Source organism: Longimicrobium sp. (genome assembly GCF_036388275.1).
Taxonomy (GTDB): domain Bacteria; phylum Gemmatimonadota; class Gemmatimonadetes; order Longimicrobiales; family Longimicrobiaceae; genus Longimicrobium.
Genome location: NZ_DASVSF010000096.1, coordinates 1 through 16,523, shown reverse-complemented (window position 1 = coordinate 16,523; position 16,523 = coordinate 1). Strand labels below are relative to the sequence as shown.

The window sequence follows — 16,523 nt, the reverse complement described above, 5'->3', positions numbered from 1 at the left end:
GCACGGACGCTGTGGAAACATCGAAGCCGGCCCGAGGGGGGCCGGCTTCTTCGTTTGTGCGCATCACCAAGATCCGCCGCTCCCTGCCGTCCCCTGCCGTCCCTCGCCAAAACCTGTCATCCAGAGGCCCGAACTCACCGCACTCACCCGCACATGCCCCTATGCCGGGCCGACGGACCTAGCCTGAACCACGTAACAGCCTGGGCGCGGCAGCGACACCGAGTATTGGGGCTCGGAACCTCGTGTGAGGGTGGGCCGAGCCGTGGGAATCCCAACCAGAAGCCAGCCCCCCCGGCCCTGCACGGGTGATGGGATCCCACCCCGAGGTGGCCCCGGCCCCCGCGGGCGAATGAATTCGCTGCAACGACCACACGAAGTCCGCCTTCGCGGACTGGCTTGCTCTGGTGCACTCGTCGAGACCGGGGCGCGACCTTGCTGTGGATCTGACCGCGTTGTTCGATCGCTTTAGTAGGGGCGGCGGGGCACGTCCGCGGGGAGCCGAATGTCCGGGCGCAGCACTTCGCCGGTGACGGGATCGATGCGGGCACCTGTGTCCGGAAAGTCCAGTGCCGAGAGCGAGTCGGCCAGGGCAGCGGCGCGGCCGGTGTCGTCCGCCTGCACCTGGCCCGGTGGCATTTGGCGCGTGGACCGGAGCTGGCCTGAGAGCACGCGGCCCTCGTCGTCGAGCACCGCGCAGGCGATGGCGCTACGGTTCAGCGGCTCTACCAGCGAGAACGGCCCGTACGTCAGCAGGTTGCCCAGCGAGTAGAACACCAGCGCGTCGTCCCGCCACTCCACAGCCCGCATCACGTGGGGCCCGTGCCCGACCACCAGGTCCGCGCCGGCGCCGGTGGCCGCACGCGCAAACGCGACGACGTTGCCGCGGTCTTCGCCGTAGAAGATCTCGCGCCGGTCGGGCGTGCGCTGGTGCCCGCGGCCCTCGGCACCCATGTGCATGGTCACCACCAGCCGGGGCCAGCGCTCCGCGGCCCGGCTCACGTGGCGGCGCACGGCGGCGAGGTTCCGCGGGTCCGGCCCTGCCCACTGCGCGAAGCCCAGGAACGCCACGGTGTCGCCCTCCGCAGTGGCGACCACGGTGGCCAGGGTGTCGGCCCCGGTCACGTGTGCGCCGGCGCTCTCCAGGCTGCGGATGGTGTTGCGTCGGCCTACGTCGCCATCGTCCCGCGCGTGGTTGTTGGCGACGTTGGCGACGACCTCGGCTCCCTCAGCCACCTGCCGCAGTGCGTCCGCTGATGCTTGGGGCGAGCGGAAGGCGTAGCATGCCGTAGACCCGGGCGCGCACTTCCGCCGGTTGATGGGCCCGTCCCCGATCGCGCCCTCCACGTTCCACAGCACGATGTCCGCGTCTGCGACCAGAGGGCGAAGCGGCTCGATGAGCGAGTCGGGCGGCGGCAGCGCGGGAACGCGCCGGCCCAGCCGCGCCCGCGCGGTGTGCACCCACGCGGTGTCCAGGTTGGTCCCCAGCGTGATGTCTCCGCCCGCGCAGATACGCACGCCCACCGTGTCGGCGCGCACGGGAGCGGGCGGCTGGCCCGGGCGAGCCGCCTGGGCGGCGGCGGGCGCGGCGAGGGTTGCGTTCAGGGCGGCGGCCAAGAGGGGGAGCGCCAGGGTCTGCGTGAGTGCCATGACGATGGTTCCGGGGCAGGCTGTGCACGGGCGAATGAATTCGCTGCAACAAACACACGAAGTCCACCTTCGTGGACTACCGGCTTTGGGATGGTTCGGGTTCCAGGTGCGCGCCTTTGATTGGGCGCTACGCGGCGCGTGGGCCGGCTCCGTTTTCGTCGCGCCGTGGAAGCTCCAGGGCCGGATGGGTGTTGCCCGCCGCGTGGTGCTCGGGCTGGTGCAGCACGTAGTTGCGCACCTTCTCGACGTGGTAGGGCGATACGGTGAAGGCGCCGTATCCGCCCTGCCATTTGAAGGCCGTTCGCAGCCTCTGCCCCACCAGGTGCGACGACGAGCCTTTCACCTGCTTCACCAGGTCGGCGACCGAGACGGTGGTCGGGAAGCGGACCAGCAGGTGCACGTGATCCTGCACGCCCCCGAACGCCTCGACGTTGGCGCCCAGCTTTACGCACTCGGCGCGAATGCACTGGTCGATCGCCTCCATCAGCCATGGCGTGATCAGCGGCGCACGGTTCCACGTGGCCCAGGTGACGTGCAGGTACAACTGGGTGAAAGGCTCCCGCATATCCCACTCCCGAGAAGAGGTGGAGTCGCGCCACACACCTGCCGAAACACGAAAGCTCGTAGTCCACGAAGGTGGACATCGTGTGGTTGTTGCAGCGAATTCATTCGCCCGTGCGGGCCTGGGCTCACTCCCCAGGCGAGGAACAAGACCGAGGCCCATGGTCGGTGTCGCTGCCGCGCCCGGGTAAAGTGGCTTCCGCGGCAAGATCCCACGGTGCATGGTATGCAACTGCGGGCCGGTCAGTGCGCTCGGGCCTCTGGATTACAGATTGCGCTCGGCCTGAGTATGGTGCGATCGACCCCAGAAAGCAGCACTCGAAGGAAGGGAAGAGGCCAGGGCGCGCCCCATCACCGAAGCCACACGACAGCAGGCCAGTCCACGAAGGTGGACATCGTGTGGTCGTTGCAGCGAATTCATTCGCCCGTGCGGGCCTGGGCTCACTCCCCAGGCGAGGAACAAGACCGAGGCCCATGGTTCGGTGTCGCTGCCGCGCCTAGGCTGAGAGGCGATTCAGGCTAGATCCTTCGCCCCGCGGAGTCTGCACTACGGGTGAGTGCGGTGCGCTTGGGGCTCAGGATGACAGGCTGCCACCGCGTCCGCTGCTACCCACCTCGCGTCCGCTGCTACGGCGCATCCGCTACGCTCAGCCGCCGCACGATCGCATCACCCGCGGCCTGCGTTCCCAGCGTCCCACCCAGATCCGTGGTCGCCTCGCCGGCCAGGATGCAGGCGCGCACCGCGTCTTCCAGCTTCGCGGCTTCGGCGGGGCGGCCCAGGTGCTCCATCATCAACCCCGCGGTGAGGATGGCGGCGAAGGGGTTGGCCAGGTTCTTTCCCGCGATGTCCGGCGCCGACCCGTGCACCGGCTCGAACAGGCCGATCCGCCCCGGGTGGATGTTCCCGGACGGCGACAGCCCCAGCCCGCCGGCCAGCTGAGCCCCCAGGTCCGACAGGATGTCGCCGAACAGGTTGCCGGTGACGATCACCTGGTATCGCTCCGGGCGGCGCACCATGTCCATGGCCAGCATGTCGACGTACAGCGCCTCGCTCTCGATGTCGCCGTACTCGGCCGACACGAGCTTGAACACGCGCCGCCACAGCCCGCCCGCGAACTCCATCGCGTTCGCCTTGTCCGACATCGTCACGCGCGTCAGGCCGTTCCGCCGCGCGTACTCGAACGCCGCCCGGATGATGCGCTCCACGCCCTTGCGGGTGTTCACGTCTTCCTGGATGGCCACTTCGTCGGGCGTGCCCTGCTTGAAGGTGCCGCCCATCCCCACGTACACGCCCTCGGTGTTCTCGCGGAAAATGACGAAGTTCACGTCCTCCGCCCGCTTGTCGCGAAGGGGCGTCAGCCGCTCGTGGAACAGGCGCACGGGGCGAAAGTTCACGTACAGGTCCAGCCGGAAGCGCATTCCCAGCAGGATCTGGCGCGCGTGCTCGTTTCCCGGCACCCGCGAGTCGCCCAGCGCGCCCAGCAGGATGGCCTGGTAATTGGACTGCAGGTCGGCGAACTCGGCGTCGGTGATGGCCTCGCCGGTTTCCAGGTAGCGGTCGGCCCCGTGCGGCCACTCCACCAGGTCCAGCTCGAAGCCGGTGCCTTCCGTCACCGCGCGGAGCGCCTTCACCGCCTCGCGCGTGACTTCCTTGCCCACGCCGTCACCAGGAATCACCGCCACTTTCGCCATCTCTCGAGCTTTCATGCTGGGGGACATTGCCTGATGGAGCACCGAAGGCGCGGAAGCTAGGCGCGGCGGCGGCAGCGCGGCAAGCACGCCCGCGACGCCACGGCGATCCCGTGGCGAGGCGTTTGCACCCGCCGGGGTGGAACGCGAACTCCCACACCGAGGTGGACGATGGACCAGGACCAGGGTGGCGATGGCACGCTGCGCGACGTGGAGGACACGGCGGCGCGGGTGGCACGCGAGGCAGCGGGCTCGCTGGACGAGAACGTCCGGGCGATGAACGGCGGCCAGGAGACGGACTACGCCTTTCGCCTGCCGCCCGACATGGCCGAGGCCGACCGCATCCGCGGCGCCGACGACGTGGACCTGATGAACCGGCAGGCGAACGTCGCCGAAGGGCAGCGGCAAGCCGCCCAGCTGCTGCAGGAAAACGCCGAGCGGCTGCGCCAGACGGGCCAGGAGCTCAGGCGGACGGAAAGCGCCGTGCGCGACAACCGCGGGGACGTGGGCGACATCCAGGACAACGTCCGCGCACTGGGCGACCAGCTCTCCGACGTGAGCAACCAGATCGCCCGGACCGAGGTCCCGCAGGTGGACGGGCCCGCGGACGGGAGTGGGGACGGGGACGCGCGGGGCTGAGCGCCGGAACGGGACGTGCACCGGGACGCGCCCGGCTGCAAACGCAAATCGACCCATCTCAGGAGGAACGGATGGACCAGAACGATCGCAACCAGGGCAACGAAGACACGCGCAACGCCGAAGCGCACGTCCGCAACGCGCACGAAAACCTCGAGGCGCTGCAGGACCAGGCCCGCCGCGTAGAAGCGACGGCGCCCGACACCGACCAGCCCGTCGAGGGCTTCCGCGTGGATGGCATGGGCGGCGAAGACGCGTCGCAGGCCAACGACAACCTTCGCAACGTCCAGGAGAACACCGAGGCGCTGCGGGACCAGGCGCGCCGGGTAGAGGCATCGACCCCGGACGACATCAACCGCACCGGCCCGCAGAACGGCTGAGGCGCCTGGATGGAGAGTGGGGCGGCGGATCACACGGTCCGCCGCCCCGCTCTTTTTCGTCGCAGCCCGGCCGCCGCGCGGGCTAGCACTGCGCTTGCGAGAGGGAGGGCGAGAGTGTCCCGCGCAACGCGGAACGGCGGATATCCACTGAGGAGAAGCACATGCGCTGGCAAGGCGGACGACAAAGCTCCAACCTCGAGGACGGCCGCGGGCGCGGCGGCGGAGGCGGGATGGCGGCGGGGGGCGGCATCGGAGCGCTGGTCCTGGGCCTGCTCTACTACGCGCTGACCGGCGACTCGTCCGGATTGCAGCAGGCGGCGACGCCCCAGGCGGAGCCGGCTCCCACGCAGACCACCGCCCAGCAGGACTCGATGTCGCAGTTCGTGTCGGTGGTCCTGGCGAGCACCGAGGACGTGTGGCGCGGACTCTTTCAGCAGTCGGGCGAAACCTACGAAGAACCCAAGCTGCGGCTGTTCACCGGCCGCGTGCAGTCGGCGTGCGGCGGGGCGAGCGCCGCAGTGGGGCCGTTCTACTGCCCGGCGGACAAACGCGTGTACATCGACCTGAGCTTTTACGAGCAGCTGCGGCGCGACCTGGGCGCGCCCGGCGACTTCGCCCAGGCGTACGTGATCGCGCACGAGGTGGGGCACCACGTGCAGACGCTGCGGGGCATCTCACAGCAGGTGAACGCGGCCAGCCAGCGGGTGAGCGAGGAAGAGGCCAACCAGCTGTCCGTGATGCAGGAGCTGCAGGCCGACTGCTACGCCGGCGTCTGGGGCCACCACTCGCAGCAGCAGCGGAAGTGGCTGGAGACGGGCGACGTGGAAGAGGCGCTGGGGGCGGCGACGGCCATCGGCGACGATGCGCTGCAGGGGCGCCAGGGGGACGTCAGGCCAGAAACCTTTACCCACGGGAGCAGTGCACAGCGGGTGCGCTGGTTCCGCCAGGGCTTCGAATCGGGCGACGACCGCTCGTGCGACACCTTCAAGGCGGAACGACTCTAGAAGGGGATCGAGCGGAGGAACGACGCGGGGCTGCCTGGAACGGGCGGCCCCGCGTTCGTTTCCCGGGAGAAGCCGACGTGCGGGAGCGGTGCTGCGGCACGGGCGGCACGTTCGTTGTCAATCCCCCGAGGTCTTGGCCGAAACCCATCCACCGGACCCGTCGTGTGAGCGTAAGCAGAACCATTCGCGGTGACGATGCCGGCGGGCGGCTGACGGCCCGGCCCGGGCAGCCGACCCGGGCCGTGGAGCCGGGGCTGCACCGGCTGGGGCTGGATCCGCGCCGAGACGCCCTGCTCTACGTTCCCGCCGGGTACGACGCCGCGCGGCCGGCGCCACTGGTGGTGATGCTTCATGGCGCGGGGGGCAGCGGGCAGAACGCCCTGCGCATCCTGCAGGGGCTGGCCGACGAGGCCGGGCTGGTGCTGCTGGCCCCCGATTCGCGCGACCAGACGTGGGACGTGATCGTGGGCGGCTTCGGCCCCGACGTGGCGTTCATCCAGTCGGCGATGGAGGCGACCTTCGACCGGTGCGCCGTGGACCCCGCGCACGTGGCGGTGGAGGGATTTTCCGACGGCGCCTCGTACGCCCTGTCGCTGGGCCTCGCCAACGGCGACCTGTTCACCCACCTGATCGCGTTCTCACCCGGCTTCGCGGCGCCCCCGGCCCAGCGGGGCGCGCCGGAGATCTACGTGTCGCACGGCCGGGCCGACCGGGTGCTGCCCATCGACGCGTGCAGCCGCCGCCTTGTGCCCCGGCTGACGGCGGCGGGCTACGCGGTGAACTACCACGAGTTCGACGGCGCGCACACGGTTCCGCCCGACCTGGCGGCGGAGGCGGTGGCGTGGTTCCTGGGCCGGGAGCCCGCGGCGGAGCAGCCGCCGCTGACCTGAGGCGGGCCGCGTTTTGGGCGGATCGGCAGGGCGCGACAGGAGATCGCGATGGGGGGCTTCACAAGCGGGCGCCGCGCTGGTATATTCGTCGCCCCGCACCGACCGAAGCGTGGCAGGACGCGCGACACGGCGACGCGGCGGGGGCTTGCGCAGGCGGCCGGGTGGATGTAAATTCTGCGGCTGCAAGCAATTAGGCACCGATAGCTCAACTGGCAGAGCAGGGGACTCTTAATCCCAAGGTTGTAGGTTCGATTCCTACTCGGTGCACTGCGCGCCCATAGCTCAGCTGGATAGAGCGTCTGACTACGGATCAGAAGGTCGGGAGTTCGAATCTCTCTGGGCGCACCTTCCGGTGTTTGACAATTTGCTCCTGTGGCGGAACTGGTAGACGCGCTAGATTCAGGATCTAGTGGGCGCAAGCTCGTGGAGGTTCGAGTCCTCTCGGGAGCATGATGGATGCAGGGCCCCGTTCGTCTAGTGGCCTAGGACATGGCCCTCTCAAGGCCAAAACACGGGTTCGATTCCCGTACGGGGTACTTTTTGCAGAACGTGTCGCGGGGTGGAGCAGCCTGGTAGCTCGTCGGGCTCATAACCCGAAGGTCGCGGGTTCGAATCCCGCCCCCGCTATGAGGGTCGCCTAGCTCAGCTGGTCCAGAGCGCTCGCTTCACACGCGAGAGGTCGTAGGTTCGAATCCTACGGCGACCACTGCTGGTGTAGTACGGAGTGCGGGCATAGCTCAGTTGGTAGAGCGCAACCTTGCCAAGGTTGAGGTCGCCAGTTCGAATCTGGTTGCCCGCTCTGTAGGTCGGTAAGCCCACTTAGCTCAGTTGGTTAGAGCATCTGACTGTTAATCAGAGGGTCCCAGGTTCGAGTCCTGGAGTGGGCGCTCTCGTCGGGATGGTTGGTTCGGTTCGGCATGCTGCCCCTTGGTGTAACTGGCAACACGTCTGACTCTGGATCAGAAGAGTCCAGGTTCGAGCCCTGGAGGGGCAACTCCCAAACGCCCGGATCGCGCAAGCGGTCCGGGCGTTTCGTCGTCTATCCCACCGGTGGTTCCGATCCGACGCCCCCCGCGGGAGCGGGTGAACCCGCGGCTGGCGCGTGGCGGGGCATCAACCGCACGCGCACCTCACCAGCCGGAGCGCGAGTGTCATCCCGACGGAGCGGCCACGGCCAACCCTGAGGGTGCACCGCCGACCGCAGCGACCGAGGGATCCGCCACACACCAACCGAAGCGCACCATTCCATCCGGCTCACCCGGCCCTGCTCTACCAGGTCGCGCCACCCACCCAATCACCACACAAAAGCTTGTAGTCCACGAAGGTGGACTTCGTGTGGTTGTTGCAGCGAATTCATTCGCCCGTGCAGCCCCGAGGGCGCGCCATTCCCGTGGCTTCCGGCCGCGAGGCGTGGCTCGCCCACGTCCGAGGCCCAGGCTGTGTGCCCGCTGCCGCGCCCGGGCTGATTCGTGGTTCAGGCTAGATCCTTCGGCCCGCGACGGTCGTGCTACGGGCAGCTGCGGCGCGCCTGGGCCTCAGGATGACAGGCTTTCGTGCGCACCGAAGTTTCGAAGTGTACCCCCTCTCCCACGCTGTTTGTGGGAGAGGGTGGCACGCGTGTCAGCGCGGCCGGGTGAGGGCTCCTACCAGGAGAGCCGCACGCCCGCGTTGATGACGCGGCCCTCCAGCGGCGCCCAGGCGTCCGTCGTCCAGCGGCGCTCGGCGGAGCGCGCGGGGAGCACGAGCGGCTGCCACCGCGTCTGCCGCGCATCCAGCAGGTTCTCGCCGTTCACGAACACGCGCGCACGGCCGATTGTGCGCTCCGCCAGCATCCCGACGACCAGGTACGGCCGGCTCTGGTCGCGATACGGGTTGTCCTCCAGCGACTGCAGACCCGTGTAGTACAGCTCCAGCCCGAGCCTTCCCCGCCCCTCCGCTTCCCACATGGCCACCAGCCCCGACTGGTGCCGCGGTGTGAGCGGCACAGTGCGCCGTTCGCTCGTCCGGAACTGCGGCTCGGTGGCGCGCACGTAGGTGTGCGTGGCCGTTACGTGCCACGGCTCGCGATGGTACCGCAGCAGCGCCTCCGTTCCCCACGTGCGGGTTTCGCCGGGGACGTTCACCAGCCCCAGGTCCGTCGTCAGCTCCGGGACCACGAGCTGAAGCGCATCGTCGACGACGGACCCGAACACGCTCGCGTTCAGCTCCAGGTCGCCGAGCGTCCGGCCGACGTCCAGCGAGGCGCCCCGGGCTCGCTCGGCCTTCAACCCCTCCAGCGGCCGCAGGGGCGCCAGGCCGATCGCCTCCGTCTCTTCCGTGAACGGCGTCGGCGCGTAGTAGCCGCCGCCCGCGGACGCGCGGACGTTCCACCCCGCGCCTGGACGCACCAGCGCGGAGACGCGCGGGCTGACGAAGGTGCCATACTCGCTGTGCCGGTCCACGCGGCCGCTGGCCGTTACGCCGAGCCACTCGGCAGGGTGCCAGTCGTCCTGCGCGAACAGGGAGGGGATGGCGAACGTGTAGTCGAAGCCGGGCACGTCGCGCGCGGCGTACGCCTCGCGCTGCAGGGCCGCGCCCACGACGAGCGTGTGCGCGCCCCGCGTCCACGCCGCCGATCCCTCGCCGAACCAGGTGGCGTGCCGGTCGCGCTCGCGCACCTCGCCGAAGCGGTGGTCGTGCCGCTGCCCCATCGCCGACGCGCGGACGTTCAGCAGGGCGCCACCGGTGAGCCAGCGGGCGACGAGGCCCGCGTCTGCCCGGCGCGTGCGCAGCTCTTCGGCGAAGCGCGCCCCGCCGGGGATCTCCCCGCCACCGTTTCGGTCCTCGGCCGTCGCGCCGACGGTGACGAAGAGCGAGCGGCCCTGCCCGTCGTCCCAGAACAGCCGCGGGCGCACCACGCCGCGGGCGTACGAGGGAAGATCTGCCCAGCGGTCGCCGTCCACGTCCGCCGTCCGCTGCCCGTGCGCCCCGCCCAGGAAGGTGTAGCCCCAGCGACCGCTCAGCGCGCCGGACGACCAGAGCACCGCATCCGCCCCGCCCAGCGTGGTGGCGTTCAGCAGGAGCTCGCGATCGTCCGCCGGGCGGCGCGAAACGAGGTTCACCACGCCGCCAAGCGCGGACGCGCCGTACAGCGCCGACGCCGCGCCCTTGATCACCTCCACCTGCCCCAGGTCCATCGGCGGAATCTGCAGCAGGCCCAGCGACCCGCTCTGGCCCCCGTACAGCGGCAGCCCGTCCGAGAGCACCTGCGTGTACCGCCCGCGCAGCCCCTGCACCCGGACGTTGGCGCCGCCCAGCGAAGGCGAGGTGGTCTGCACCCGCAGCCCGCTCGTTTCGTTGAGCATCATCGAAACGTCGCCGGGCGTCATCATCATCTTCTCCTCCACCTCCTCGCGCGCCAGCACCTCCACGCGAACCGGCGCATCCTCGATGCGCTGCTCACTGCGGGTGGCGGTCACGATCACCGCCTCCAGCTCTTCGGCCTCGTGTTCGTGCTCGTCCTCGGCCGGGGCGAGGGCGACGGTTATGGTCGTGTCGCGATGGGTGTTGATGGCCACCGACGCGGGCTCGAGGGCTTCGGCGGAAACGTTCAGGCGGTGGCGGCCGGGGAGCAGGCGAAGATCTGCGCGCCCGGCCGGGTCCGTTCGCCACGAGCGGCTCTCGACCCGCACCTCCGCGGCGGAGATGGGGTTGCCGCCGGAGGTGACGGTGAGGGAAACCGTAACGGAGTCCGGCGCCGTCTGCGCGCGCGCGTCCGCCGGGGCGAGCAGAGCCGTGAGCAGGGGGAGGGCGATCAGGAACGTGAAGCGAGCGGACATGTCTGCGCGGCGGCCCGGGATCGGTGATGCGAGTTGGAAACCGGGCCAAACTTACATTGCCGCGCGTACTTACGCGACCACGGCGGCCGCGTGGATCAGGCTTCGTCGTTCTCTCGTGCGGTCTGGTAGCAGGCAAGACGGACGCTGTCCCGTTGTGCGGACGCCGGGTACTCCACGCAGCGCACCTCCTGGCTCGCGTCCACCGAGTGCATCTCGCACCTGCGCTCGGCGCGATGGAGAGGCTCCGATCTGCCTCCGCAGATCTGATAGCAGAACATGCGATCGAAGTTTGGGATCACCAGGATCACCTGTTCCCTCCGCGTGGTCGCCGCCAGTTGAAAGCGGCCCTCCCCGTCCGTGACGGCGCTCACGGCGGGGCGGGCGCACGTGGAGTCGTTGTCCGCGGTGGAGAGCAGAACCCGCGCGCCCGGGATCGGGGTACGGTCATCGTGAATGTACCGCCCCTCGATGGCCGGAGAGAGCGTCACGGTATTGGGGATGGGGATGCAAGCGGCGGCACCGGCCAGCACGGTGAAGCCGATGAGAAATGGAAGAACCGCACGTCGTTCAGCCATGGGCGTCTCCTGCGTTACGGGACAAGGGCCGCCCGGCGCCAGCGGCGGACGGAGTTGATCAGCCAGATTTCCTCGGCGCGGACGAGGTCGTCCGGGCGGATGACGCGCTCGCGGATCTCGCCGCGCGCCAGCAACTCCGCGCGCAATACGCCGGGAAGCAGGCCGCTCTCCAGCGGGGGCGTCCAAAGCGCGCCACCGATGCGGACGATGAGGTTCGCGATCGTGCATTCGGTGATCTCGCCGCGCTCGTTCACCAGCAGCACGTCTTCGCAGTCGGGTCGCGTGGCCGCTCGGCTCTCGTACAACGCGCGGCTCGTGGTCTTGTGGTACAGCAGCGGATCGTGGCTGTCGACCGGCTCCAGCGCAATCGAAACGCGGACGGGCTCGGGTGATGACTCCAGCGGCGCGCTTTCGACGGTAATCAGCCCGTCGCGGGCGAGCGTCAGGCGAGACCGCATCGGGCGACTCGTGAACGTACCCGCGGCGCGGGCCAGGGACTGGATCACCGCCTCGCGATCGAACGGGAAGTCGAAGTACTCCGCGGAGCCGGCGAGCCGATCGAGATGGCCGTCCAGCAGGTACCATCCGCCGTCCGGCTCCCACAGCAGCGTTTCGAGCAGGTCGAACCCGGCGGGCGCGCGGCGGGCGAAAGCGGCCTTCGCCAGGCACTCGCGGTATTCGGCGGATGCGTCGGAATCGAACGTCACCCCGCTGCCGACACCCAGTTCCACCTCACCGGTGGCGTGATCGAGCACCAGCGTGCGGATCGCCACACTGAACGCCGACTCCCCGGGCGACGCGAAGCCGATGGCGCCGCAGTACACGCCACGGAGCGCATCCTCCAGCTCGGCGATGATCTCCATCGTCCGCACCTTGGGCGCGCCAGTTACGGATCCGCAGGGAAACAGCGCGCCGAAGATCTCCGGGAGCCCCGCGCCGGGCCGCAGCCGTGCGCGTACGGTGGAGGTAAGCTGATGCACCGTCTCGTATCGCTCGGGCTGAAACATCCGCTCCACGCGCACGCTGCCGAACTCGGCCACCCGGCCGGCGTCGTTCCGCAGCAGGTCGACGATCATCAGGTTCTCGGCGCGGTCCTTGGGCGAGGCAGCCAGCTCCGCGGCGAGCGCGCGGTCCTCGTCCGGCCACCTGCCGCGCGGCCGGGTTCCCTTCATCGGCCGAAGCTCCAGGTCGCTAGCCGTGGCGTGAAAGAACAGCTCGGGCGACGCGGACAGGATGGAGAAGCCGTCCAGCCGCAGGAACGCGCAGAACGCGGAGCGCTGCGCCAGGCAGAGACGCTCGTAGAAGGCCAGATCGTCTCCTCGAACGTCCGCACGCAGCCGGGCGGTGAAGTTCACCTGGTAGGTGTCGCCGGCCGCGATCAGGAAGCGGATGCGTTCGATCCGATCGCGATATTCGTCCTCCGAAATGTCCATCCGCCACGGACCTAGATCCACGTCCGCCGCGTCACCGAACGCCGGCTTCACCTCTTCGCGCCGGGCGTAGAGGGCGAACCAGGCGAGGGGAAGGCGCGGATCGGGCGGGCGGGTGACGAGGGCGGGGTCGAACGCGGGCGCGGCCTCGTACGCCACGAATCCGGCGGCGTGCAGGCCCGCGTCCACCGCGCGCTGGACGGCGGCGAGAACCGGCCGCACCTCGTCGACGGTCTCCGCCCGGAGGACGCGCTGAAAATCCGCGAAGCGCAGGGAACGCGCGCCGCGCTGCGGATCCAGCGAATCGAAGCGAATGACGGGCGGGGCGGCCACGGGCGGATGGGATGAGGAGACGGCTCGCCGGATCGCCGAGACCCGGTCGATGAGTCAGCCGGCGGCGGGGCTCAGCTCGATCTCGTAGTCCAGCCGCGTGTCGGGCGCCAGCGAGCCTGCGACGGAACAGTACTTCTCGAACGAGAGCTGCACCGCGCGCTCCACGTGTTCGCGGGGCGAATCGGACGCGAGGCGATAGGTGAGCACGGCCTCCGTCAGCCGGCGCGGCGGATTGGGCGCGCGGGAGAAGCGCACCGAAACCGACAGCGACGACGCGGGCGTGCGGCGCTTCTCCAAGTAATCCACCACGTCGATGGCGGAACAGGAGGCGAGCGCGATCACCAGCGCGTCCACCGGGCTGGGCGCCGCCTGCGCGTCACCGTCCACCGTGAGCGTCGCCCCGCCGGCGCGCCCGCCGCGGTAACGCATGCCGCCCTCCCACACCACCTCGATCGGGTACTCCGCGGGCACTCCCTCGGGCATCTCGGTCTCTCGAAAGCAATAACGGAAAAACGCCCGCCCCGGCGCGGGGCGGGGCGGGCGGCGCCGCGAATACCGGTCCGCTCAGTACCGCGGCGGCGGCGGCCCGCCGGATGGCGGCTGCTGCGGGTCGCGCGGCTTGGTGCGGCTGGTGGCGGATATGATGCCAATGCCGATCATCACGATCACGCCAGCGCCAATCCACATCGTGGGCACATCCAGCAGGTGCGCGATGAACGCCAGGCCGATCACGAAGATCACGAATCCCACGAGGTACGTTCCGAAAGCCGACATTGTCGTTCTCTCCGCGTTGGTGTGGCCGCGTGTAGCGGCGCGGTCCACAAGCCACCGATGCACGAGAGGTGCCGGAGCGGGACGGGCGCTGCTATGCCCGGCCGATCGCCTCCACGTGCGCCGCCGCCAGCGCCGACAGCCAGCCGTGGATCGCGCCGTTGCTCGCCAGGGCGCGGCCGGTGACCAGCGGCTCGTGAGCATCACCCGGCCAGCCGGTGACGCGTCCCCCGGCCTCGTGCACCAGCAGCATTCCCGCGGCCACGTCCCATGGCGACAGGCCCACCTCGAAGAAGCCTTCCACCTTTCCCGCGGCCACGAACGCCAGGTCCAGCGCCGCGCTGCCGGCCCGGCGGACGTCGTGGGTGCCGCGCACCGCATCCGCCACCAGCCGCATGTACGCGTCAAGGTTTCCCTTGCCGCTCTTGAACGGAAACCCCGTCGCCAGCAGTGCCCGCCGCGCGTCCGTCACATCGGATACGCGGATCGGCGCGCCGTTCAGAAAAGCGCCGCCCCCGCGCGCGGCGTGGTACACTTCGCCCAGCAGCGGCGCGTGGATGACGGCTACGGCCATGCCATCGTCGTCCGCGAAGCCGATGCTGGTGCACACGAACGGATGGCCGTGGACGAAGTTCGTCGTTCCATCCACCGGGTCCACGTACCAGCGCCGGCCCCTGTGCACGTGGGTCGACGACAGCTCCTCGCCCACGACGGTGTCGCCCGGAAAGGCGGCCAGGATGCGCTCCGCGACCAGGCGCTCGGCAGCTTCGTCCACCGCCGTCACCAGGTCTGCCCTGCCCTTTTCGCGCACCTCGGCCGCACCGCCCCGCGCGGTGATCAATGCCGCCGCGCCCGCCGCCGCATCCAGCGCCACCGCCAGCTCGGCCGCGAACGGCCCCGTATCCATCGTCACGAAAGGGAACTCCCGGGTGCCGCCGCCGGTACGCAAATCCGCCCGCAAGGGGCCGCACCGCACCCATGGTGGCGCGGCGCGGGGGCATTCTGTACATTGCGCCGCCCACACGCAAGCACGTCCGCACGCTGTCAGTTGCGGCCCATCGCCGCACCGCCGGTCGGACGAACGTTTATCCGGCTTCCCGGCCCCACACCCATCCACGCGATTCGGCATGAGCAAGCGACTCTCACCCCAGTACGGCGGCGGCGGAACCCTCGCCGACGACCCGATGCGCGGCCACGCCTCGCAGGACACCCGGTTCTTCGGGCATCCGCTCGGCCTGTCGACGCTGTTCTTCACCGAGATGTGGGAGCGGTTCTCGTTCTACGGCCTGCGCCCGCTGCTGGTGCTGTTCATGACGGCGGCGGTCACCAGCGGGGGCTTCGGCTTCGAGCGCGGCGAGGCGTCGGCCATCGTGGGGATCTACGGCTCGCTGGTGTACCTGGCGTCGCTGCCGGGCGGATGGGTGGCCGACCGGCTGCTGGGGCTGCGCCGCGCCATCTTCGTGGGGGCGGCGCTGATCACGGCGGGCCACTTTTCCATCGGCCTGTCGTACTTCGGCGGGGAGGGCACGCTGGGCAAGTCGATGTTCTTCCTGGGCCTGCTGCTGATCGTCTGCGGCACCGGCCTGCTGAAGCCCAACATCTCGGCGATCGTGGGCGACCTGTACCCCGAGGGCGGATCGCGGCGCGACGCGGGGTTCAGCGTTTTCTACATGGGCATCAACCTGGGTGCCTTCGCCGGCCAGCTGATCACCGGCTACCTGGGCGAGGAAGTGGGCTGGCACGCGGGCTTCACGGCCGCGGGCGTGGGCATGCTCTTGGGCCTGCTGTGGTACTGGCTGCGCGCGCAGAAGACGCTGGGCGACATCGGCAACGAGCCCACGCGCCACCCGGACCCGGTGGTGCAGGCCCGGCAGGAGCGCACGGTCAAGGGCGTCATCAGCGGCATCGGCATCGCCATCGCCATCGTGTTCATCCTGGGCGCCACCAAGACGATCCACCTGAACGCGCAGGCGATCGGTGGATACATGACGTACGTGCTGGTGGGCACCGCGGCCGTCTACTTCGGCTACATCTTCATCTTCGGCGAGCTGAATCGCGACGAGGTGAAGCGGGTGGCGGTGATCATGGTGCTGTTCATCTTCGCGGCGATCTTCTGGAGCGCCTTCGAGCAGGCGCCCACCTCGCTGAACCTGTTCGCGGCCGACTTCACGGACCGCAACATCGGCGGCTGGGAGATGCCTGCGACCTGGTTCCAGGCCATCAACTCGTTCTTCGTCATCGCGCTGGCGCCGGTGTTCGCCGCGCTCTGGCTGACCCTGGGCCGCCGCAACCGCGACTTCTCCAGCCCCGGCAAGTTCTCGCTGGGCCTGTTCTTCGCCGGCCTGGGCTTCTTGATGATGATCTTCGCGGCCAACAAGGTGGTGGCCGGCGGCGGGCAGGTGCTGGTTTCGCCCTGGTGGCTGGTGGGCAGCTACTTCTTCCAGACCGTCGGCGAGCTGTGCCTGAGCCCGGTGGGCCTGTCGTCGATGACCAAGCTGTCGCCGCGCAAGTTCGTGGGGCAGATGATGGGAATCTGGTTCCTGGCGTCTTCCGTGGGCACGCTGATCGGCGGCCTGGTGGGCGGCCACGTGGACCCGGAGAAGCTGGAGCAGATGCCCCGCCTGTTCACGGTGACCACGGCGTCGCTGTTCATCGCCGCGGCGGTGCTGGCGCTGCTGAGCATTCCCATCCGGCGGATGATGCGCGAAGAGGGCGGAGCGGCGGGCGCGCACTGATCCTGTCGCTCGGGGTTCGAGAAGCGCCGCGCGCGATTGGATTCGCGCGCGGCG

Annotated in this window: 14 protein-coding genes and 9 tRNA genes; 14 read left to right on the top strand and 9 right to left on the bottom strand. The window is 69.7% G+C overall.

Features of this window, described 5'->3' with window-relative positions; all coding sequences use genetic code 11:
* Positions 1-465: 465 nt before the first annotated feature.
* The 3 genes from VF632_RS19650 to VF632_RS19640 all read right to left on the bottom strand — a co-directional run bounded on the left by VF632_RS19650 (position 466) and on the right by VF632_RS19640 (position 3,915).
* Entirely contained in the window at positions 466-1,647 is a 1,182-nt protein-coding gene (locus VF632_RS19650) for a CapA family protein (protein ID WP_331024630.1), read from the bottom strand.
* A 127-nt stretch (positions 1,648-1,774) separates the two neighbouring features.
* Complete coding sequence (tnpA, locus tag VF632_RS19645) at positions 1,775-2,212, bottom strand: IS200/IS605 family transposase (protein ID WP_331024629.1); 438 nt, start codon at positions 2,210-2,212, stop codon at positions 1,775-1,777.
* A 623-nt stretch (positions 2,213-2,835) separates the two neighbouring features.
* A complete protein-coding gene (locus tag VF632_RS19640; protein ID WP_331024628.1) occupies positions 2,836-3,915 on the bottom strand; it encodes an isocitrate/isopropylmalate dehydrogenase family protein in 1,080 nt (359 codons plus the stop codon).
* Between the two features lie 153 nt (positions 3,916-4,068).
* Between VF632_RS19640 and VF632_RS19635 the strand changes: the two genes are divergently transcribed.
* The 13 genes from VF632_RS19635 (at position 4,069) to VF632_RS19575 (ending at position 7,801) form a co-directional block, all read left to right on the top strand.
* On the top strand, positions 4,069-4,536 hold the full coding sequence (locus VF632_RS19635) for a hypothetical protein (RefSeq protein ID WP_331024627.1): 468 nt from the start codon (positions 4,069-4,071) through the stop codon (positions 4,534-4,536).
* A gap of 71 nt (positions 4,537-4,607) precedes the next feature.
* Entirely contained in the window at positions 4,608-4,913 is a 306-nt protein-coding gene (locus VF632_RS19630; protein ID WP_331024626.1) for a hypothetical protein, read from the top strand.
* A gap of 161 nt (positions 4,914-5,074) precedes the next feature.
* Positions 5,075-5,917 carry a KPN_02809 family neutral zinc metallopeptidase gene (gene ypfJ, locus VF632_RS19625; RefSeq protein WP_331024625.1) on the top strand — a complete coding sequence of 281 codons (843 nt, stop codon included), beginning with the start codon at positions 5,075-5,077 and terminating at the stop codon, positions 5,915-5,917.
* 164 nt (positions 5,918-6,081) lie between these two features.
* The gene (locus VF632_RS19620; protein ID WP_331024624.1) at positions 6,082-6,807 is read left to right on the top strand and encodes a PHB depolymerase family esterase; all 726 of its coding nucleotides are present in this window, start codon (positions 6,082-6,084) and stop codon (positions 6,805-6,807) included.
* Positions 6,808-7,001: 194 nt separating this feature from the next.
* A tRNA-Lys gene (locus VF632_RS19615) sits at positions 7,002-7,074 on the top strand.
* A 4-nt stretch (positions 7,075-7,078) separates the two neighbouring features.
* Positions 7,079-7,152, top strand: a tRNA-Arg gene (locus VF632_RS19610).
* A 21-nt stretch (positions 7,153-7,173) separates the two neighbouring features.
* Positions 7,174-7,257, top strand: a tRNA-Leu gene (locus tag VF632_RS19605).
* Positions 7,258-7,270: 13 nt separating this feature from the next.
* Positions 7,271-7,343: transfer RNA gene (locus VF632_RS19600), tRNA-Glu, on the top strand.
* A gap of 17 nt (positions 7,344-7,360) precedes the next feature.
* A tRNA-Met gene (locus VF632_RS19595) sits at positions 7,361-7,434 on the top strand.
* Between the two features lie 4 nt (positions 7,435-7,438).
* Positions 7,439-7,513, top strand: a tRNA-Val gene (locus VF632_RS19590).
* Positions 7,514-7,533: 20 nt separating this feature from the next.
* Positions 7,534-7,606: transfer RNA gene (locus VF632_RS19585), tRNA-Gly, on the top strand.
* A gap of 14 nt (positions 7,607-7,620) precedes the next feature.
* Positions 7,621-7,694 (top strand) — tRNA-Asn (locus VF632_RS19580).
* A gap of 34 nt (positions 7,695-7,728) precedes the next feature.
* Positions 7,729-7,801 (top strand) — tRNA-Gln (locus VF632_RS19575).
* Between the two features lie 649 nt (positions 7,802-8,450).
* On the opposite strand, the gene VF632_RS19570 is transcribed toward VF632_RS19575, so the two are convergent.
* The 6 genes from VF632_RS19570 to VF632_RS19545 all read right to left on the bottom strand — a co-directional run bounded on the left by VF632_RS19570 (position 8,451) and on the right by VF632_RS19545 (position 14,641).
* Entirely contained in the window at positions 8,451-10,625 is a 2,175-nt protein-coding gene (locus VF632_RS19570) for a TonB-dependent receptor (protein ID WP_331024623.1), read from the bottom strand.
* 95 nt (positions 10,626-10,720) lie between these two features.
* Complete coding sequence (locus tag VF632_RS19565; protein WP_331024622.1) at positions 10,721-11,200, bottom strand: carboxypeptidase-like regulatory domain-containing protein; 480 nt, start codon at positions 11,198-11,200, stop codon at positions 10,721-10,723.
* A 14-nt stretch (positions 11,201-11,214) separates the two neighbouring features.
* A complete protein-coding gene (gene pabB / locus VF632_RS19560) occupies positions 11,215-12,963 on the bottom strand; it encodes an aminodeoxychorismate synthase component I (RefSeq protein WP_331024621.1) in 1,749 nt (582 codons plus the stop codon).
* A gap of 54 nt (positions 12,964-13,017) precedes the next feature.
* The gene (locus tag VF632_RS19555; RefSeq protein WP_331024620.1) at positions 13,018-13,446 is read right to left on the bottom strand and encodes an OsmC family protein; all 429 of its coding nucleotides are present in this window, start codon (positions 13,444-13,446) and stop codon (positions 13,018-13,020) included.
* Between the two features lie 81 nt (positions 13,447-13,527).
* On the bottom strand, positions 13,528-13,737 hold the full coding sequence (locus tag VF632_RS19550) for a hypothetical protein (protein ID WP_331024619.1): 210 nt from the start codon (positions 13,735-13,737) through the stop codon (positions 13,528-13,530).
* 91 nt (positions 13,738-13,828) lie between these two features.
* Positions 13,829-14,641 (bottom strand): inositol monophosphatase family protein, encoded by an 813-nt coding sequence (locus tag VF632_RS19545; protein WP_331024664.1) that lies wholly within the window; start codon positions 14,639-14,641, stop codon positions 13,829-13,831.
* A gap of 220 nt (positions 14,642-14,861) precedes the next feature.
* Between VF632_RS19545 and VF632_RS19540 the strand changes: the two genes are divergently transcribed.
* Positions 14,862-16,469, top strand: coding sequence for a peptide MFS transporter (locus tag VF632_RS19540; protein WP_331024618.1), 1,608 nt, complete (start codon positions 14,862-14,864; stop codon positions 16,467-16,469).
* Positions 16,470-16,523: the final 54 nt, after the last annotated feature.